This window comes from Brasilonema bromeliae SPC951 (assembly GCF_012912135.1).
Lineage (GTDB): Bacteria > Cyanobacteriota > Cyanobacteriia > Cyanobacteriales > Nostocaceae > Brasilonema > Brasilonema bromeliae.
Map to the genome: position 1 here is coordinate 1 of NZ_QMEB01000109.1, position 18,846 is coordinate 18,846.

The 18,846-nt window shown below is 42.9% G+C and carries 11 protein-coding genes and 1 pseudogene; 11 read left to right on the forward strand and 1 reads right to left on the reverse strand.

The window, feature by feature from the left end:
- The 7 genes from DP116_RS14965 to DP116_RS15000 form a co-directional block, all read left to right on the forward strand.
- The coding region (locus DP116_RS14965; protein WP_169155944.1) for a tetratricopeptide repeat protein at window positions 1-1,366 on the forward strand (1,366 nt) is incomplete at its 5' end.
- Window positions 1,367-1,463: 97 nt separating this feature from the next.
- Entirely contained in the window at window positions 1,464-2,735 is a 1,272-nt protein-coding gene (locus tag DP116_RS14970) for a family 8 glycosyl hydrolase (RefSeq protein ID WP_169155945.1), read from the forward strand.
- 164 nt (window positions 2,736-2,899) lie between these two features.
- Window positions 2,900-5,344 (forward strand): cellulose biosynthesis cyclic di-GMP-binding regulatory protein BcsB, encoded by a 2,445-nt coding sequence (locus DP116_RS14975; protein WP_169155946.1) that lies wholly within the window; start codon window positions 2,900-2,902, stop codon window positions 5,342-5,344.
- A gap of 311 nt (window positions 5,345-5,655) precedes the next feature.
- Complete coding sequence (locus tag DP116_RS14985; RefSeq protein ID WP_169155948.1) at window positions 5,656-8,253, forward strand: glycosyltransferase family 2 protein; 2,598 nt, start codon at window positions 5,656-5,658, stop codon at window positions 8,251-8,253.
- Between the two features lie 43 nt (window positions 8,254-8,296).
- The gene (locus tag DP116_RS14990) at window positions 8,297-8,608 is read left to right on the forward strand and encodes a hypothetical protein (protein WP_169155949.1); all 312 of its coding nucleotides are present in this window, start codon (window positions 8,297-8,299) and stop codon (window positions 8,606-8,608) included.
- Between the two features lie 176 nt (window positions 8,609-8,784).
- Window positions 8,785-9,330 carry a GIY-YIG nuclease family protein gene (locus tag DP116_RS14995; protein ID WP_169155950.1) on the forward strand — a complete coding sequence of 182 codons (546 nt, stop codon included), beginning with the start codon at window positions 8,785-8,787 and terminating at the stop codon, window positions 9,328-9,330.
- Between the two features lie 397 nt (window positions 9,331-9,727).
- Window positions 9,728-9,961: a hypothetical protein gene (locus DP116_RS15000; protein ID WP_169155951.1), complete on the forward strand. Its 234-nt coding sequence runs from the start codon at window positions 9,728-9,730 to the stop codon at window positions 9,959-9,961.
- Window positions 9,962-10,412: 451 nt separating this feature from the next.
- Here DP116_RS15000 and DP116_RS15005 read toward each other — a convergent pair whose 3' ends face one another.
- Window positions 10,413-10,664, reverse strand: coding sequence for a hypothetical protein (locus DP116_RS15005; protein WP_169155952.1), 252 nt, complete (start codon window positions 10,662-10,664; stop codon window positions 10,413-10,415).
- Window positions 10,665-10,919: 255 nt separating this feature from the next.
- On the opposite strand from DP116_RS15005, the gene DP116_RS15010 reads away from it, so the two are divergent.
- The 4 genes and pseudogenes from DP116_RS15010 (at window position 10,920) to DP116_RS15025 (ending at window position 17,235) form a co-directional block, all read left to right on the forward strand.
- Entirely contained in the window at window positions 10,920-11,117 is a 198-nt protein-coding gene (locus DP116_RS15010) for an immunoglobulin domain-containing protein (protein WP_169155953.1), read from the forward strand.
- Window positions 11,118-11,177: 60 nt separating this feature from the next.
- The gene (locus DP116_RS15015; protein WP_169155957.1) at window positions 11,178-13,727 is read left to right on the forward strand and encodes a GH116 family glycosyl hydrolase; all 2,550 of its coding nucleotides are present in this window, start codon (window positions 11,178-11,180) and stop codon (window positions 13,725-13,727) included.
- 1,998 nt (window positions 13,728-15,725) lie between these two features.
- Window positions 15,726-16,595: an efflux RND transporter periplasmic adaptor subunit gene (locus DP116_RS15020; protein ID WP_169155954.1), complete on the forward strand. Its 870-nt coding sequence runs from the start codon at window positions 15,726-15,728 to the stop codon at window positions 16,593-16,595.
- A gap of 143 nt (window positions 16,596-16,738) precedes the next feature.
- A pseudogene (locus DP116_RS15025) lies at window positions 16,739-17,235 on the forward strand (HetP family heterocyst commitment protein).
- Window positions 17,236-18,846: the final 1,611 nt, after the last annotated feature.

An 18,846-nucleotide genomic window follows, 5' to 3' on the forward strand; every position in this document is an offset into this window, starting at 1 on the left:
CTCGCCTACCTTATTGCGAGAAACCGCTGATGTTTTCACTGGCTTACCCCAAGGAGAGCAAACAGCACTACAACTTTATCGCCAAATAGCTCCACAGTTCCCGAATGATAAAAGTTTGGTGGTGCGGCAGTTAGTCCTAGAGACTAAATTGGGACAACTCAGCAAAAGTGACTTAAAAAGGCGTTTGGCAGCTGAAGTTAACCCCCTACCCTCAGATCCGGTGCAATTGCAACAGATAGCTCTTGCTCTATCAGACGTTGATGCCCCAGATCCAGAACTGTTGCCTTTATACCAAACTCTTTCACCAAGGGTAAACGTACCATTTTTAAATTTCCGGATCGCTCAGATTGCTTTACAACAGAATGACACAAATGGGGCAAGACAAGCTTTGGCAGCTTATACAGCAACACCAGAAGGAGCCAAAAGCCTTGCACCCCAACTACTTGCAGCAGAAATTGAGCGACGGGAGGGCAACTTAGAAGCCAGTGCTCAACGTTTCCAAGCTGTCTTGACAAGTAGGTCAGGAGGTGATGATATTACCGATGGAGCTTTACGTGGACTGGCAGGTGTGAGAGTACAACAAAAGCGGTTTGATGAGGCTTTGGCTGCTTATGACCAATTGATTATCCGTCAACCTCAAAATTTGACGACTCAATTGGGACGAACCAGTGTCGCTTATCAAGCCAAGAAAATTTCTGATCAAGAGGCGGAAGCTGTCCTCAATAATTGGTTAGCGACACAACCTGCAACGAATGCACCTCCAGAACTTTTTAGTTTAGTCGGAACTTTGCCAGCTCAACCACAGCGGGAACCTCTGTATAATTACTTAGCTCAAGTTGACCCAAGCTACCTGCCAGTGCAACTGCGTCTGGTGCAAGTCATCGCAAAACGCAATCCCGCCCAAGCGCAAGCGCGGGTGAAACAGTTGATTGCTCGTCTCCCGAACAACGCGAATACGTATCAGTTGCAGGGAGATTTGGCACGAGCAATTGGTGACTTGAATTTGGCTGGCAAGGCGTACGAAAATATTTTGGCACAGCAACCAGATAATATAGATGCCCTTGCTGCTTTAGGAGGAATTCGTTTTGAACAACGACGCTTTGATTCTGCACGGCAAATTTACTCTCAGGTTGTAGCGCAAAAGCCACAAGATAAAGACGCACGTCGCGCCCTTGCTGGCTTAAGTGCCATTGCTGATCAGCCTCTAACAGCGCTGTCACAGCTTGAACAACTCGAAATAGAGCAAATTTCCCAAGGCACAAGCGATGCTGAAGTTTCTCGTCAGAGGCAGCAAATACAAGAAGATTTCTTGCAACGACGTGGCTTTCAGCCCTCTTGGGAGAACTATGAGCGCAGAGGGAAATAACAGAGGGTAAGACGCACAGATTTGCCCTTATCTGTATATCCCTTTGTTTATCTTGTGTTCCCTAAATCTCCGTGTCCCCTTTGTTCTCTGTTAAAGAATGCGGCACTCAGTGAAATTGACAGTTATTGTTAGCATGATTGTTCTCAATGCCTGTAATTTAGGTTACTCGGTGATAAAGACGAAAGTATCGGATGACAGGACTCCGGTAGAAACAGCTCTGCCATTGAATGGTAGCGAAAGCGAAAATAGCTCTAAGTATGTAGCAGCTTTACCGAAATCGGTTCCTAACCGTGAGTTACTGACTCAAAGCTGGGAAGTCTATCGCCGGAGATTTATTCAGGGTGATGGTAGAGTGATCGATTATGAAGCGGGCGATCGCTCTACAAGTGAAGGTCAGGCATATGCCATGCTGCGGGCAGTCCTGATCGATGACGCTGCAACTTTTGCTCAAACCTTGAACTGGGGAGAAAATAACCTCCAAAGACAAGTAGACGGCAAACGGACAGACAACTTGTGGGCGTGGCAATGGGGACGAAATGCAGATGGAAAATGGGGTGCGATCGATAGTAACTTTGCCAGTGATGGCGATATTGATGCCATTACCGCTTTGATTCTTGCCTCAAGGCGTTGGAATCGTCCTGAATACCTTAATTTGGCAAAAGCGAAACTGCAAGATTTGTGGAACCTTTCCACTGTACTAGGACACGGAGGAAAGCTGTATTTATTGCCTGGTCCTGCAGCGGCATTTATTCCGAATGCCTCAACCCTTTACCTCAACCCCTCTTACTTCGCTCCCTATGCTTTTCGGCTATTTGCCCAAGTCGATCCAGAGCATGATTGGTTGAGTTTAGTCAATAGCAGTTATGAAGTTCTGGAAAAATCAGCCCCACTTTCCGCAGTTGGGTTGCCGAGTGATTGGGTGGCTCAAGATACCAAAACAGGAAAATACCAACCCTTGCCGCAGACAACAAGCCAACTTCAGACTTTGTATGGCTTTGATGCTTATCGAGTTTGGTGGCGCTTGTCGCTGGATGTGGCGTGGTTCAATTCACCGCAAGCGCGACGTTATCTCCAGACAAATAGTAGATATCTGCAACAGCAGTGGCGGGAGCGATCGCGTTTACCAGCACGCATCGATCTACAAGGCAAAGGATTGGTGGATTATGAAGCGACAGCACAATACGCGATGCTTTACGCCGCTTGGCAGTTCGTAGAACCACAACTAGCAAAGGAGTTACTTGAGAAAAAAGTTCTACTTCAATACAAACAAGGCCTTTGGGATGATAAATCCGCTTACTATACACAGAATTTGGCTTGGTTAGGTCTGTTGTCTCCTTCAGTAGTTCCGCCGCAACTACTCAAGAAGTAGCAAAATATTTCCTTAGTTCTTTTTTTAATCATTAAAAATAGTGTTCCCTTTTGAGTTCAAAAAATAACAAATTTTCCGTTGGAAAATGTCGAAGAGCAAAACTCACACAAATCACAACCACAAAACCAGAAATTTTCCTACTATCTCTAAAGTGACACCGTCCTATGAAGCCGTTGTTTCATCCTGACAAAATCAGTACTAAAGCAATTATTTTTACTTTTTGCTTGTTACTCTTTCCTACTTCATTGCCAAGCGCTCAAGCTCGTAATGAAGAAGATTTGATACACGATAGCTCACAAAAATCTAGCTATTTTTATCAGCAGCAAAGGTATTCTGAGAAACAGCAAACTATCTTGTTGGCTCAAGTAAAGAAACCCAAAGCCGACAGCCAAGACCAAGAAGACACAAGCGAAGACACAGGCGAAGACACAAAAGACAAAAAAGAGGCTGCTGATGCCAAGAATCTGATAACGTACAACCTGGAATTCAACCGCAGTCCAATTGTCGGCAATCGTCTACGCCTACGAGGACTGAATGCGGAAGGTCGCCTTGGCTTTAACCGTCCTCGTGGCTGGAAAATCGGAAAGCTTCAAGCTTTAATTAAGTTCCAGCACTCACCATCACTCTATGCCAACCGTTCTAACCTGACGGTATTCATCAATGACACTGCCGTAGGCAGCATATCGCTCAACCGTAAACAGTCCCAAGTCGGTCAGGTACTCATAAATAATATTGATCCTAAGCTGCTTCAGGACTACAACGAAATCAAGTTTGTTGCTCAGCAAAATAGTTCACAACAATGTACTGATCCTCGTGATCCTAATTTGTGGACGGATATTCTGCCAGATTCCAAATTAATTTTTGGTTTCCAAAGGCAACCAGTTCCCCTCAATTTTAGCCGCTATCCCTATCCGTTTTTTGATCAACTCGGCTTAGAAACTAACAGTATTGTTTACGTGCAACCAAGTCAGGTCAATCAATATTGGCTGACAACAGCAGCTCGTTTGCAAGCGGCATTTGGTAGATTTGCAGATTTTCGCCCAATAAAGACGAGCTTGGTATCTGATATAAAGAGTGTGAAACCGGAACAGCGGTTAGTGATCATTGGGACTCCTAGCGAACAGCCAGCTTTAACCTCTTTGAAATTACCTCTTTCTATCACTGGTACTCAAATTCTCGATATCAATCAAAAGCCCGTACCAGAAGATACAGGGGTGCTGATCGCAGCGACTACTAAAGAAAAAGGTGGTACACCTGTCTTAATTGCGACTGGTAATGGAGCAAAGGGTGTGGCAAAGGCAGTACAGTTTTTGGTGCAGCCAGACTTGCGAAAAATGGGAACAGGTTCAGTCGTTTTTGTCAATCAAGTCAAAGAAGTGACAGCACCGGAACCTCGACAATGGCCTCGTTATATTCCAGAAGAAAATAATTTTAGACTCAGCGACATAAGAACTCCACTCAATAATGAAGGTTTTGGTGATGTGACTGTGCGTGGTTCAGCAACAGCGCCTGTTACAATTGATTTCCGCACTTTACCTGATGACAGATTTTTGCGTGGCAGTTCCATGAACCTAGTTTACAGCTATGGTCCACAGCTCAACCCGAGAACCTCTGCGCTCGAAGTGTTACTCGACGGCAGATACATTGGCGGGACACGTCTGACTTCAGATTCTGGAGAAACCCGCCAAACCTTGAAAGTTGATTTACCAGCAAGCTTGTTGCAGTCCAACTCTCAACTCCAAGTGTTCTTTCGGATGAATCCCAAAGAACCATTTGACAAGCAAAAATGTCTGAGTGCCGCAGATCAACAATTAGTAGGTACACTTCATGCTGATACAAGCTTCGAGTTAAAACGGGAACCTTCTGTACAACTTCCAGATTTAAAGTTGTTGCAATTTGGTTTTCCGTTTGCTGCACCGCAAGATTTATCTAGAACGGCGATCGTCTTGCCACAAAACCCATCTAATACAGATATACTCACTTTGCTCGCGTTGAGCGAACGCCTGGGACGGCTGAGTCAAGCAGAGTCTATCAAATTCCAAGTTTATACGCCAGAATCAATTCCTGACTCAGTTCGCAAGAATGAGCATCTTGTGGGAATTGGCACACGGGACAAGTTTCCTTTTCCGGAAGTCTTTAGATCCACTGGCTTTAACTTGAGTCAAGCATTCTCTCGGGTATCAGCTCAAGGTACGATTCAAACTCCACAGGATTCACAAGGCTTGATTAAGCAAATTGTTTCCCCCTGGAGCAACGAGCGTATCATTCTGGCTTTAACAGCTCAGACAGAAACTGGTTTAGAGCGAGTGCGGCAAGTGGTTGAGCAAGACCCGTTGTTCTACCAATTAAAACAAGATACAGTGCTAGTTGGTAGCGATAAAAACAATCCATCTCCCTACGAGCCAGATGCCTATCAACTAGAGTTTATCCGTAGTGCTCCCTCAAAAACTCGTGTAGAAAATACCAATTTGCTGAGTAAGACGACGCGCTTGCTACAAGAAAATTGGCTCCTCCTACCTATCGGTATTGTAGGTGTCTCGCTCCTACTTTATGGAATTGTTCAGTTGTATCTCAAGCGCCTTGCTGGTACTGAGAGGAATGAATTGTAACCGCTGATGCACGCAGACGCACGCGAACATAGCAGACAATTATCTGCACGGCAGGTGCTAAGAAAGCGGGAAGCCGCCTCCGGCGTCTACAAGTCGGGGAACCCGACGGCAGATGCTCCACTTGGGGAGCCAGTGCGTTGCGGGGGTTCCCCCCGTTGTAGCACCTGGCGTGAAACCCCAAGACCGCACTGCCTCAACGGACAGATGCCTCAAGTCGGGAAACCCGCCCACGGCACTGTCCTCCCCAACGCACTGCCTCGTTTATCTGCGGTTCAAATCCCAAATTTAAAATCTAAAATCCAAAATCCAAAATGTCTTCTTCATCAAATTCCCCTACTCGAGGGCGTTTTAACTTAAGTCGATGGCTCATTGATATCACGCCCCGATTTTTTGACCGTGCTTTAGAAAAAGTGGGTATGAAACAGTTTAAGTGGCTGGTTTTGCTACTTCTGGTTCTCTCAGTTCCACTTATTATTGTGCCGCTACGAATCTGGCAGCAAGCAGTTATTGGCTTGTTTCTGGTGATACTTGGTCAATGGGTTATGCAAGCTGAGGAGCAAGAGTCTTCTGCTGAAATTAGCCAGTATTATCACTTATTTATGGCGTGGCTGAGTTTGGTAACAACGCTGCGTTATTTGTATTACCGCACAAGCTACACTCTTAACCTTGATGGTTGGCTCAATAGCTTTGTTTGCTTACTGCTGTACGCTGCTGAGCTGTATGCTATTCTCACCTTGGCACTGGCTTATTTTCAAACTCTAAAAATCAAAGAGCGTCAGGCAGTTGACCTTTCCAACATTCCTCAAGAAGAATGGTTCAATGTCGATATTTACATCCCCACCTTCAACGAAGATGTTGAAATTGTTCGCAAAACTGCTTTATCAGCAATCACTTGCGATTATGCCCCTGGTAAAAAGACGGTTTATGTCTTAGATGATGGTCGTCCAGAAAGATACCAAGAAAACGACCCGCGCCGAGAGAAGTTCCGGGCAAGACGAGAACAGATACGACTCATGTGTGAAGAAATTGGTTGTATCCACATGACGCGGGACAACAACAAGCATGCTAAGGCGGGTAATATCAACAATGCCTTTAACAAAACTGACGGTGACTTAGTTTTGATTTTAGACTGCGACCATATCCCCTCGCGTCAATTTCTGCTGAATACAGTAGGCTTTTTCTATGATCCAAAGGTATCGTTTGTCCAAACTCCGCACTGGTTCTATAATCCCGACCCCTTCGAGCGCAATTTGCTGACTCGTGGTAGAATCCCGGTTGGGAATGAACTGTTTTATAAGGTGCTGCAAAAAGGCAATGATTTTTGGAATTCTGCCTTTTTCTGCGGTTCAGCAGCGATAATTCGCAAATCCCATGCCTTGGAAGTTGGGGGAATTGCAGTTGAAACTGTGACAGAGGATTGTCACACAGCACTACGGTTGCACTCTCGCGGTTACAAGTCTGTTTATTACGACAAAATCATGGTAGCTGGGTTAGCCCCAGATACGTTCTCTTCCTATGTCGGTCAACAAGTGCGCTGGGCAAGGGGTATGGCGCAGATTCTGCGATTGGAAAACCCTCTGTTTAATCCCTGGCTGAAGCTGAAGATTCCTCAACGGATTTGTTATTTTAGTGCGACTTCGCACTTCTTGTATGGATATCCCCGACTGGTGTATGCAATTGTTCCTACCTTGTTTTTATTGTTTGGTATCAATCCCATCCGAGGTCTAGGTTTAGAAACTCTGTCATACGCCGTACCACACATTCTTCTGGCTTTATTCACCAACCATATCATTTACAAAAACGTCCGTTTTTCTTTTTGGAACGAAATTTTTGAATTTGTTATGGCTTTCCAAGCAGGGTGGGTGACGATGTTGGCGCTGATTAACCCCAAGCTTGGTTCGTTTAACGTCACTGACAAAGGAGTGAATGTTACCAAACGTACCTTTGACTGGCAGTCAATGCGTGGTTTAATAATAGTAACCATACTTGTTAGCGCTTCCCTATTTGCCGTCCCTTACTGGTTGCTGCTTCGTCCAGAGGATTGGCAAGCAGTTTTAGTCAACACTTTGTGGTCAGGTTTTAATTTGATTCTGCTGATTGCAGCATTGCTGGTTGGCTTTGAACAGCCGCAAGTCCGTTCTTCTCACCGTTTGCAGCGACGCCTTCCTGTTGTTATTACTAATAGTAACTACACATTTAGGGGCGAAACAGTCAATATCTCAGAAACTGGGGCGTTGATTTCTTTAGAATCTTGGCCTAACTTACCAGATGAAGTTGAGGTTGAAATCATGGGAGATTTTACTGTTCGCGTCTCCCTCACAGCACAGGTTGTGCGAGTTTCTCCTGTAAGTGATTCAAACACGCTTTTGGCAATTGACTTTGTCAGTCCTAGCCGCGCCCAAATGGATAACTTAATCCTGATTTTGTATTCTGATGTGCGAGAGTGGTATTCTCAGAAGCGGGAGTCTGTAGATCAACCAGTGAATTCTCTTGGCTTCCTTGCTACCAGTTTGACTCGCTCTTTTCGAGACCTCAAACCCGTCACCCGTAACCAGGTACGCAAACAGGTCAGCGCCGTTGGTGAACTTTACTGGGATGGTCATTTCTTCCCTGGAATTGCCACAGAACTAGGGGTAACAGGTTTACGGCTGGAAATGCGGAGTAAAAAAGCGCGGGGAGGTAATAGACTGCTTGGACAAGAAGACTTGCACAAGATGCGAAATATCAAACCACTCGTTGGTTTGCTGTTGAGTCGAGAGGAGGGGAACCCCTCACCTAGTAAGTTGGTTGCTGAAATTTCTGCGGTGAAAGAAGAGACAGATAACAAGATTGTCATTGATTTAAATTTTCCGACAGAGTTCAAGCAACGCCAAGGTACTAAAATTAAACAGCTTTTGCAAGTGTTGTAGAACAGGTTATTGTGAAGTACCTACACTGCACACAAAGTGTGCAGTGTACGCTTCCGGTTTCACCTACCCTCCGGGTGTGCGCGGAGCGCACGCCTTACGGCGAACGCCAGTCGCCTGGCTGTCGGGAAAACGCCAGGTGCTCTACTTGGGGAGACACGCCAGGTGCTACAAGTCGGCACAGCCGACGGCACATGCTTCAAGTCGGGAAACTCTAGCCGAGCAGTGCCTCCCCAACGCACTGGCTCAACGGACAGTTGCCTCAAGTCGGGAAACCCGCCCACGGCACTGTCCTCCCCAAGACCGCACTGGCTCCCCTACCAAGAGCGCTGGTCTCACCGTTGCCACCTTTAAGTAATTTTGTGGCAAGAAGGGAGTAGAATATCTCCAATACTCCATATTTTTTCACTTCTTAACAAATGATTGCAAAGAAAATGTTTTTGTACAATTTATAGAAAAGTTATTATTAGTTATGAGTTTCGTCAACAACTATGACTACTAAACACTAACTAATAACCGTCTTGAACTTTCTTTATGACAACAGAAACAAATATTCCTTCTTTAGCCAATATCGAGTACATTGCATATATTGACGATAACGGTCAATTACCTGAACAATTGCAAGGTAAAATTGGAGTATACGCAATTTTTGACCAAGAAAAAGTGTTGCAATTTGTCGGATATTCTCGTGATGTTTATCTCAGCTTAAAGCAGCATTTAGTTCGTCAACCCAAAAATTGTTATTGGGTCAAAGCTGAAACAATTGAACGTCCTAATCGTACGATTTTAGAAAAGATAGAGCAGACTTGGATTGCTGAAAATGGCACTGTCCCTGCTGGTAATCGAGAGAATAAAGACAAATGGACGCAACCGATAGATGCCAAAACAGCCATGACACCTGAAGAACAGGCAAATTATAACAATCCTGCAAATGATGAAATAGCGCAAACTAAAATCATTAAAAATGTGGCTCGTCGGGTAGAGGGTGAAATCATAGCAGTTTTAGAATCACGTGGTTTACAAACACAAATTCGCTTTCATCCTAAGTTGAAAGAAAATGGCTTGTTGGATTTGAAATAAGACCGTTGCATATTTACTGTAACTGACTGTAGAGGTATCAGGTATAGGGGGTCATTACCCACATTTTCTAAGATTTCTGGTCTAATGTTTCCCTCGCCTAATTTGGCATTTTGGCAACCATATTGATTTTGTGAGCAGTATCGTAGCTGTTAATAGGTTATTGCACCAAAAAGCAATCATAAAGCTCAAACTCCTCTTTTCGGTTAACGACAAGTCTGGTACTGTACGATACTAAATCAGTACTAACCGTTATGCTTTCATGGTTTGCATCCTCCCCAGGCTTGTCACCTGGGGATTTCTTTGGTCAATTTAACTTGTGCGGAATTTAACTAGTAATAATGTTAAATTTTTTCATCCACTTACTTTTTTCCTGTTCTTCTTTTTTAGGGATGTAAATGTGAACAAGAAAATTCAGATCATTGGGGAGCATCATGTGAATATGGACGATGAACGCGGTAGCGGCAGATTTTGCCTAGAGATGTTGACAGCGAATCAGTACTTCTTTGCAGCAATTTCCGTCCTGTTTACCAATCATTTCGGGATTTCAGCATTGGTTGCGGAGTTTTTCCAGAAAATGTGGGTTCAAACCCCTCTCTCTGATACGAGCAATATGGGTCTAATATCAATTTAGACAGTTTATTGGAGAGTTTGTTTTTGCAGGTAGTTACAAAATCTATAATCTATCACTAGCCATGAAGTATCTTTCTGGTTGGTTTCGGGTTCCGTTTGGTTTGATGCAAATATACTAGCTTGTCGCAAGACACTATCTTGATAGTGACTCGTCGGAAATGCTCTTAATATTTAGTTGAGAAGCTCTAATAAGGGTTTTTAAAAAAACTCCTAACTCACGAGCCACATAGTTGCGTTTTCAAATCGCCGGACTTTTTTCCAGTTAGCAATAGTCAATAACAAGAAAACTTAGATTCAACCAATGGCTCTAGTCTTTCTAAACTAGATTGCTGTTTTTGCCTTGAGTTTTGAAAGTTGATTCTGGTTGCTTGTTCACGCACATATTAGCACGTTCAAAGACAAAATTATCAACACTTCTTTGTGTGAGTTGGAAGATAATTATCAGGCAAGCACTACCAACTAGCGCTTTGCATAAATATTTGCCTTTTCCTTAAATCAGTACCACCCGTCAGCCACACTCGGTGCATGCGTATGGTGAGACAAGCTGCTGCTTTGAGGGAAACCTTAAAAGTAGGCAAGTGGCTTAGAACTGCTACCAACGCATAAAGGTCGTTACCCAAGTGAGAAAACTGATAACCCTTCGGGTATGCGCAAAGCGCACGCCAAGGGCGAACGCCAGTCGCCAAGTGAGGGAAAGCCGTCATTCGCGCTGGCTCACTGATAACTGTTAAAGTGACATGCTAATCGCTTTGCTCACGCAAGTATGAATTGCGTGAATAGAGGGAAGCCTTTGTCTAGCACTGCGTTTTGTTAGCGCTGAGTGCAGAAATAATGCTTGTAAAAACACGAGCATCTGCTGATTACAACGACAGTATCTATCGATTACAAAAGAAGCAGACATAAATCAGTTGATGACAACTGTATCAATTTGTGTCTTATGGATGTCATAGGAGGTTTTCTTGTTAAAGCGACAAACTAAAACATACCGCACAGCACTTGCACCGTGGGCTGTTGTTCACTGGGTTTCACCAACTGAGCGAATTGTGATGAATCGATTCCGCAGCCGCAGTGATGCTGATGGTCATCTGACAATTTTGCAGCGGCTGATGCCACAAGCAGATTTACGAGTGATTGTTGACGTAGACCAAGACAATTAAAAAATTTCGACATCACTTACGGATTTGGGAACGGATACCTAAACGCTGTATAATCCAATGATGAGAAAACTGCCATCTTCCGTAATTCCCTCTTGCACCTGGAGTCGTTCCATCGGTTTTGGTTGGGACGAACCTTACACAGTCCGCTATGCCAGCAATATTGATGATGGATCTTGGCACGGTATGCCTTTGGGCGGCTTTGGTGCAGGTTGTATTGGTCGTTCGTCGCGGGGAGATTTTAATTTGTGGCACATTGACGGCGGTGAACATGTATTCAAAAACATCCCCGCGTGTCAATTCAGTGTCTTTGAATCTTTTGGCTCATCCTCGCAAGCTTGCGCTTTGTGTACTGAACCTCCTGAAGACGGAAGCCTCAAAACATGGCAGTGGTATCCAGCAAGTAGGAAAATAGGGAAAGAAGTAGGGAGAGAGGAAAACGGTGAGGAAGGGAGGGAAACTTCTGTGACTTCCTCATCTCCCTCATCCCCCTCATCACCTCAACCCAACACGGGAACTTATCACGCCCTATACCCTCGTAGCTGGTTTGTTTATGAAGGCGTGTTTCAAGCAGAGTTAACGTGCGAGCAGTTCTCTCCTATTTGGGCAGCAAATTATCAACAAACAAGCTATCCAGTGGGGGTGTTTGTCTGGACTGCACACAACCCTACTCATGCACCTATTACTCTCAGTATCATGCTGACCTGGCAAAATATGGTTGGCTGGTTTACAAATTCTCTGAAATCTCCTCTGGTTCGGGTGCGCGATGATGGAAGCCCAGTTTATGAGTATCAGCCACGTTTAGGCGAAAGTCTGGATAACTTTAATCAGCTAGTTGAAAACAACGAAAGTATTGGATTGTTGTTGAAGCGGGTTAATATGAGTGAACCCCCTCAGGAGGGAGAAGGACAGTGGTGCATTGCTACTCGCAAACAACCGAATGTTGAAGTCCAGTACCACACCCGTTGGAATCCAGTTGGGACGGGGGAAGAAATCTGGCAAAGCTTCGCTCAAGATGGCTCTTTACCTAATCACGTGGATGATACTCCAGCAGCAGAAGGTGAACAGATAGGAGTGGCGATCGCTGTACGTTTCACTCTTCAACCAGGCGAAACTCTCGAAATTCCCTTCGCGCTGACTTGGGATTTGCCGATCACAGAATTTGCAGCCGGGATTACATATTACCGCAGATACACAGATTTTTTTGGTATAAGTGGAAACAATGCCTGGACAATAGCATCCACGGCTCTAGCAGAATATCACATTTGGCAACAACAGATTCAATTTTGGCAACAGCCAATTCTTGAGCGCCAAGACTTGCCAGACTGGTTCAAAATGGCTCTGTTTAATGAGCTTTATGACCTCACAAGCGGTGGAACTCTCTGGAGTGCGGCAACCAAGCGCGACCCTGTTGGTCAGTTTGCCGTGTTAGAGTGCTTAGATTACCGCTGGTATGAAAGTTTGGATGTGCGGCTTTATGGTTCTTTCGCCCTGTTGATGCTGTTTCCAGAACTGGAGAAGGCGGTGATACGTGCCTTTGCACGAGCTATTCCCAGTTGTGATGAAACACCTCGTGTTATTGGCTACTATTACACTCTTGGTGCGGAAAGTCCAATTGCAGTTCGTAAAGCAGCAGGTGCAACACCTCACGACTTAGGTGCACCCAACGAACACGTCTGGGAGAAAACAAATTATACAAGTTATCAAGATTGCAATCTTTGGAAAGATTTAGGTTGTGATTTTGTGTTGCAAGTGTACCGAGATTTTCTGCTGACAGGTGCTGAGGATGTGGAATTCCTGGCAGAATGTTGGGATGCTATTGTGCAAACTCTAGACTACCTCAAGAGGTTTGACAAAGATGAAGATGGTATTCCGGAAAATTCTGGTGCACCTGATCAAACTTTTGATGACTGGCGCTTGGTAGGAGTCAGCGCGTATTGTGGTGGGTTGTGGTTGGCGGCTTTGGAGGCGGCGATCGCCATTTGCGATATTTTATTAAACTCCATACACGCTGAAGAAGACACCTCCACACAGGACTCATCCCGCCCTTGGAAAGCCTTTGTTGACACAGAAAAATTGGTTCAACAAAAGTCTATCTACGAAACTTGGCTTGCACAGTCACGCCCTATTTACCAAGAAAAACTCTGGAATGGGCAATATTATCGACTGGATAGTGAGAGTGGATCTGACGTAGTCATGGCAGATCAGTTATGTGGGCAATTCTATGCTCGTTTGTTGGGATTGCCAGATATTGTACCTGTTGACTGCGCCCTTTCTGCTTTGAAAACTGTTTATGATGCTTGCTTCCTCAAGTTCTACGATGGTAAGTTCGGTGCTGCTAACGGTGTTCGTCCTGATGGTTCCCCAGAGAACCCCAACGCGACTCATCCTTTGGAGATTTGGACGGGAATAAATTTTGGGTTGGGGGCAATTCTTGTGCAAATGGGAATGAAGGATGAAGCTTTTAGGATTGCATACGCTGTGGTGCAGCAAATTTATGAGAATGGGCTACAATTCCGCACACCTGAAGCTATCACTGTTGTTGGTACTTTCCGTGCTAGTACTTATCTCCGGGCTATGGCAATTTGGGCAATTTATTTGCTCATTGATTAGCCATCGGTTACAGATTAGAGATTTTTGCTTGCTCCCTATTTTCTATGCAATTTTAACATTTTATACCTAACAATTCAAATCGTTTTTCATCTGTCAGACAATTATTTTTTCACCTCTTTCCGGACTTGAGTTACTAACTCCAGAAGTATTATTTAGGACTGCTCTTAAAATATGTCGATTCACGCGGAGTTTTAAGGGCTTAGGAGTAGGGAGTTACTCTTGAACAATCTAAAAACTAGTAGCTTTAAATACATGAAAAACTAGTCAGATAGAGGAATGTTTACAGATGACAAGTTTCCGGCTAGGGAGTTTCTTTCAATTCAAAATTGCTGTAAATCTTTATTGAAAGGCTTCTCAATCTTTTCGCTTCAACACGAAACAACATTGTCCAGTTTATCCAAACACACAGATGAAACGATGAACATATTTTCGTCGTAAACAGTTCACTGAGAACAGAAATTTATAGGTAAACAGCAGTTCTTTCCACGCTTAAGAGTTCAAAAGCTGCTGAAACCATAGCAAATATTCATTTTTACCAACAAGCAATTCATCTGCGCCCTTTAATGATCTAGTTATGGCGTTGCTATCCCTTTATTCAACAACAGAGTTCATTAGATTGTGGTGCAGATTATTTGGCGATGATTAGCTGATCATAGGGTAAACATTAGTCGCGATCGGTGCTTGGTACGCCACTTACTACTTTTTAGGAAGCCGCCGCGAGTGTGTGTTTATAAGCCCTGTGGACAGACTACGCCAAAGCGTAGCGTGTGGTAAACAGATCTGAAGGGTTTCAAAAATAGCAAATGGTGTGTGATTGGTATGAAATATTTTCCCTTCTACACGGCTTTCATACATCCTACTCAGTACTAAGAAACAACTGAACTGTGTTACTTAAAATTTCAAATAAATACAAGTATTTTTGAAATCTACTGAGCAACAAAGTGTACAAGTTTTCTTTTTTGACTGAAAAATTCAAGAAATCTACACAGTTACAGTATGCTACTTTTGCTTTGTCAAAGACTTTAGACAGTGTTTGCTGGTAACCAAGACAGCCTGTATCTTCAAATTTTAAAAATTATACCACAAAGATGTCAGAAAAGAAGATTGGATCAGTATTGAATTAATAATTAATGTGCCAAATCCATAACAAACTCATCGTAGATTTGCATTTGCCTCTGAAAATCAAAATCTCACTTTGGGTTGCTCTTAAGTGACATAACCAAAACAAGATGTTTCCCGGAAATTGTAAAAAATATTCTCACGAATTCTCTCTAGTAATGATTGTCTCAATGCTACTTTTGCTGATATATTTTTAAAGTGTTAGAACATTTACTCACATCTCAAATCTAGATTCTCCTTGCGAAGACAAAAGCCTTATATCTGTTGTAAATGAGGGGTGTAACCCCCCAATATCTAACACTTAAGACAGAAAACTTAAAGTAGATAAAATTTGAGTTATTCTAGAAATACAATCTTCAAAATGCTGAAAATTAATAATTGAGGAGATGACATTTACGGAAAAAAATAGTATAAATACGAATATGGGGATTAACGATTAGGGATGGTTATTTTTTTTCTAAAACCCTAAAAAGTATGCAACTTTACTTAAACCCTCCTAATTATTTGGTAGAAAACTAGAAGACATTTTTAACAGGCATACAATGATTTAATTGGGAGAGAGGAAAATTTGAAAAAGATAAAAATGCATCTACTTAGAGCCAACAGGAAACTTTTTCATATCAGAGATATAACATGGAGAAGGTTAATGAAATCCTATGGCAAAGGTAAGCAAAAGTTACAGTCGATAAGTCACCAGCAACTGAGTGGTCTGTAAAAAAAAACTTACAAGTTTAATAACCCTCTTTTGTATAGTGTCCGTCTGTATAAATTGCTTTTTTACAAACTAGCTGCTGAATTTCATAGAGACATAACATCATTCCGGCTTAGCAGCAAAAAGACTTGAATAGAAAGTCAGGTTTGGGATCATCAGGACAGATCATGAACAGTATCATCAGGTCAAATGCAGTCGAAACCTTAAGTAAAACAGATAATACAGGGAGAAATTTTCATAAGTTCTATCCCTACTGTGATTTGGTTTCGCAAACAGCATTCATTTACGGAAATCATTTAACTTCAATAAAACAGGCTTTACCACAAGCACCTATAGAGACACGCACCGCTACGCTTACAAAGCCTCAGATAGCAAGCAAGAATACAGGCTATTGGTCTACATCCTTACAGACATTGCTCGATCAACTACCTTTAACCGTTGCTCATTTAGTCACGTTGAAGAACATAACTTTTTTTACAACTGTTGTTGTTTGGGCGTGGACAGGAAAGATTCAACAGATCAGTCATGTTCGAGAAAAGTTTGTAGCACTAGATGAGCCTCATAAACTTCAGCTACAAGATCTGAGCAAAGTCCTTAATACTGCAGTTAAAGAAGCTCAAGAGTTCAAAACAGGTCAGGTTGTTGCAGAATTAGACAGAGAACCTTTGCTTTCGGAAGTTGAAGTCCAAAAGCAAGAAATAGCCGCCGACGACCAAACACACTTCAACCACATCAAAGATTTGATGGCGAGAACTCGAATACTTGCTCAAACTCATGCATTAGCCAAAGCACAACAGGACAAAGCTGGCTTAGAAGCATCAGACAAACTCGAACCACAAAACGCAGAAATGCCAATACAGCCAACAGAACGACTAAAGCAAAGGCAGATTCAGCAATTGGTCATGAAAATGACTCACTTGCAAAATAAAAAAGTGCAAATCAATCTTGATGCACTTAGAAAGGTCGATTTCAGTACCCGTTCAAAAAACGCTACATCTATTCTCTCAACAGCAAAACCCCCAGCCACTGCAGAATAGTTCCCTACCGCCGTATCGCTGATATTTTCCTTAAAGCAATGCAATATCTGCAAACAGGCGAGAACAGTTGATATACCTTCAATTGAGCACAAATAACCGAAGAAACTGATCAGCTAATTCACTTCCACAACAACACAAACACCATGAACCAAGATATGTCTTACACTCGCAACTTAGATAAAAAACTTCCTCAAGAACAATTTGACCAAGTCGTTGAAGCAATTCTTGCTGGTAAGTATTCCTGGGCTTGTGTTCTTATGCTACGTTTTGCAGGCTACAATCCTCTACATTACATTCCCTACCGTACCTACAACCGACTGCTCAAAGAAAATTCTCATGTCAGTAGGTCAAATCAACAGCAAAACGAAAATCTCAAAGTTGCTAAGATATCCTCTGACAAAAGGTCCCAAAGTCATATTACACCAGCTAGCTGCCTCAGCAAAATTAAAGATAGACCATTACTTGAGGTCGTTGGTAAGAAAAAAACAGAAATCCGTGGTGGTAATTTGGAGCAGTGGTTAACGACACAAGTGCATGAATATGAATCCACTAATCCTGAAATCGCTCCAGAACAAGTCAAGATTTTACCTTAAAATTCTGTGAATTCAATTACCCAATTGCTGGAATTAATAAATTCTGAAAGACACTCGATTGAGTTGTTTAGTATCTGCCATGCTGATTTAATATCTACAGCATGGCGGTTTTTTGAGTTGATAACCCAAGTTGGACGTTATCTATGACAAGTTGTTAACAAGTGGGATACGCGTTGCAAAATGGTGCCTGCAAAAGCATTAAGCCAGAGGCTTATCGCACCCCCGTCTTGGGCGATACGCGCAAGGGACGCAAACAGGCGTATGGCAGACCAAAACAACATCGGTTGCGCGACACGCAACTGCATTAATAACTTACTGAGTTTTAGACTATGGATAACTTGATCAGTCATTACACAATGATCGAACATTGACAGATTTTTATTTTTAATTTGCCATTTTGGCAGATTTATACAACCTATTTTGTATAAATTATAAATAACATCAAAAAAATCGCTTGATGCTTAAAATTCATTCTAAAGGAGAAAAAAATGATGATAAACAATTATTTTTGAGTGTAAAATATGTCGAACCTGTTGCTGAAGTAATCAGCATTTTCTGGAGTATATAACTCCTACACTCAGGCCAACAGATCCAATCTTGCTAATGGTGGTTCTTTTTCACAAAAAGTCTCAGCAAAGAGAAATTGGAGTGGTCTCTTCCCCCAATCCAAACATCTACGGCTGCTACCTAATCTATGCTAGGTTGTAGCAACGCTGACAGAACTTTTAGTGTGAAAAATGAAATAGCAACACCGAACTGTTGTCAAGGCTTGTAAAACTTATAGCTTTTTCGCTTCTGTGTGAATAACTGTCATCCTACTCCTCCCTAAATAGGACTGTCACTGCGCAAGTTTACTTGCAATTTATGCAGAAATGACTGGAAACTGAGCTATTGTCTCAGCTTCCAGTTTTTGTTTGAATACAGTTCGATTCAAGCTAAAAACACTGAAACAATGTAGATTGAGGAGGACACTTCAGTGCGAGTTGTCTGTTGGTCCACCAACCGTAATAAGCCCTAGAGAGTTCTCCTATGCCCTATGCCTGGCACACCGAAGCGCACCGAAACAAGGACTGTAGGGCTATCTCACCCCAAAGGGGTTCGGCAGTCGCTCCTGGGGGAAACCACGCCAGGTGCTTCAAGTCGGGAAACCCGCCCAACGCACTGGCTCCCCAAGACCGCGCTGCCTCACCGCTACGTACGTACGCATGCGTCTACAAAGGAACGAGGCTCAAAACTTCTCTAAATCTTCACCCAACCCTAGAGGGAAGCCCTAAAGCCGCAAGATATTTTATAACTCTAAGAGAGTGACAAATCGGACTTGTCAGACAACTTGTTCAAAAATTCTTCAAAAATTCTTCAAAAATTTAAATACAGGATTCGTATTTGATTTTTGTTCAGCTAGGTAGAGTTTATGTTCCCTGTTCCCTGTTAAGAGTTCTCTGTTCCCTAGCTCAACTAGTAAGTATGGCTACGCCACGCAAGCAAACATAAACCAAACCGGATTCCTATACATCAAATAGTACTTCTAAATGGCTGTATTCATCCGACTTTACAGGAATTTTAAGGTTAATAATGTATACAGGCTAGTAAATATATTAGTTTTTTTGTGATAGATACTTTTCTTGTCAATACCCTAAAGTAGTAAATTATATTCATAC

What these genes read in the sequence shown, in the direction of transcription:
- DP116_RS14970 (WP_169155945.1), top strand. Translation starts at nt 1,464, where the DNA reads ATGCGGCACTCAGTGAAATTGACAGTTATTGTTAGCATGATTGTTCTC.
- DP116_RS14975 (WP_169155946.1), top strand. Translation starts at nt 2,900, where the DNA reads ATGAAGCCGTTGTTTCATCCTGACAAAATCAGTACTAAAGCAATTATT.
- DP116_RS14985 (WP_169155948.1), top strand. Translation starts at nt 5,656, where the DNA reads ATGTCTTCTTCATCAAATTCCCCTACTCGAGGGCGTTTTAACTTAAGT.
- DP116_RS14995 (WP_169155950.1), top strand. Translation starts at nt 8,785, where the DNA reads ATGACAACAGAAACAAATATTCCTTCTTTAGCCAATATCGAGTACATT.
- DP116_RS15005 (WP_169155952.1), bottom strand. Translation starts at nt 10,664, where the DNA reads ATGACGGCTTTCCCTCACTTGGCGACTGGCGTTCGCCCTTGGCGTGCG.
- DP116_RS15015 (WP_169155957.1), top strand. Translation starts at nt 11,178, where the DNA reads ATGAGAAAACTGCCATCTTCCGTAATTCCCTCTTGCACCTGGAGTCGT.
- DP116_RS15020 (WP_169155954.1), top strand. Translation starts at nt 15,726, where the DNA reads ATGAACAGTATCATCAGGTCAAATGCAGTCGAAACCTTAAGTAAAACA.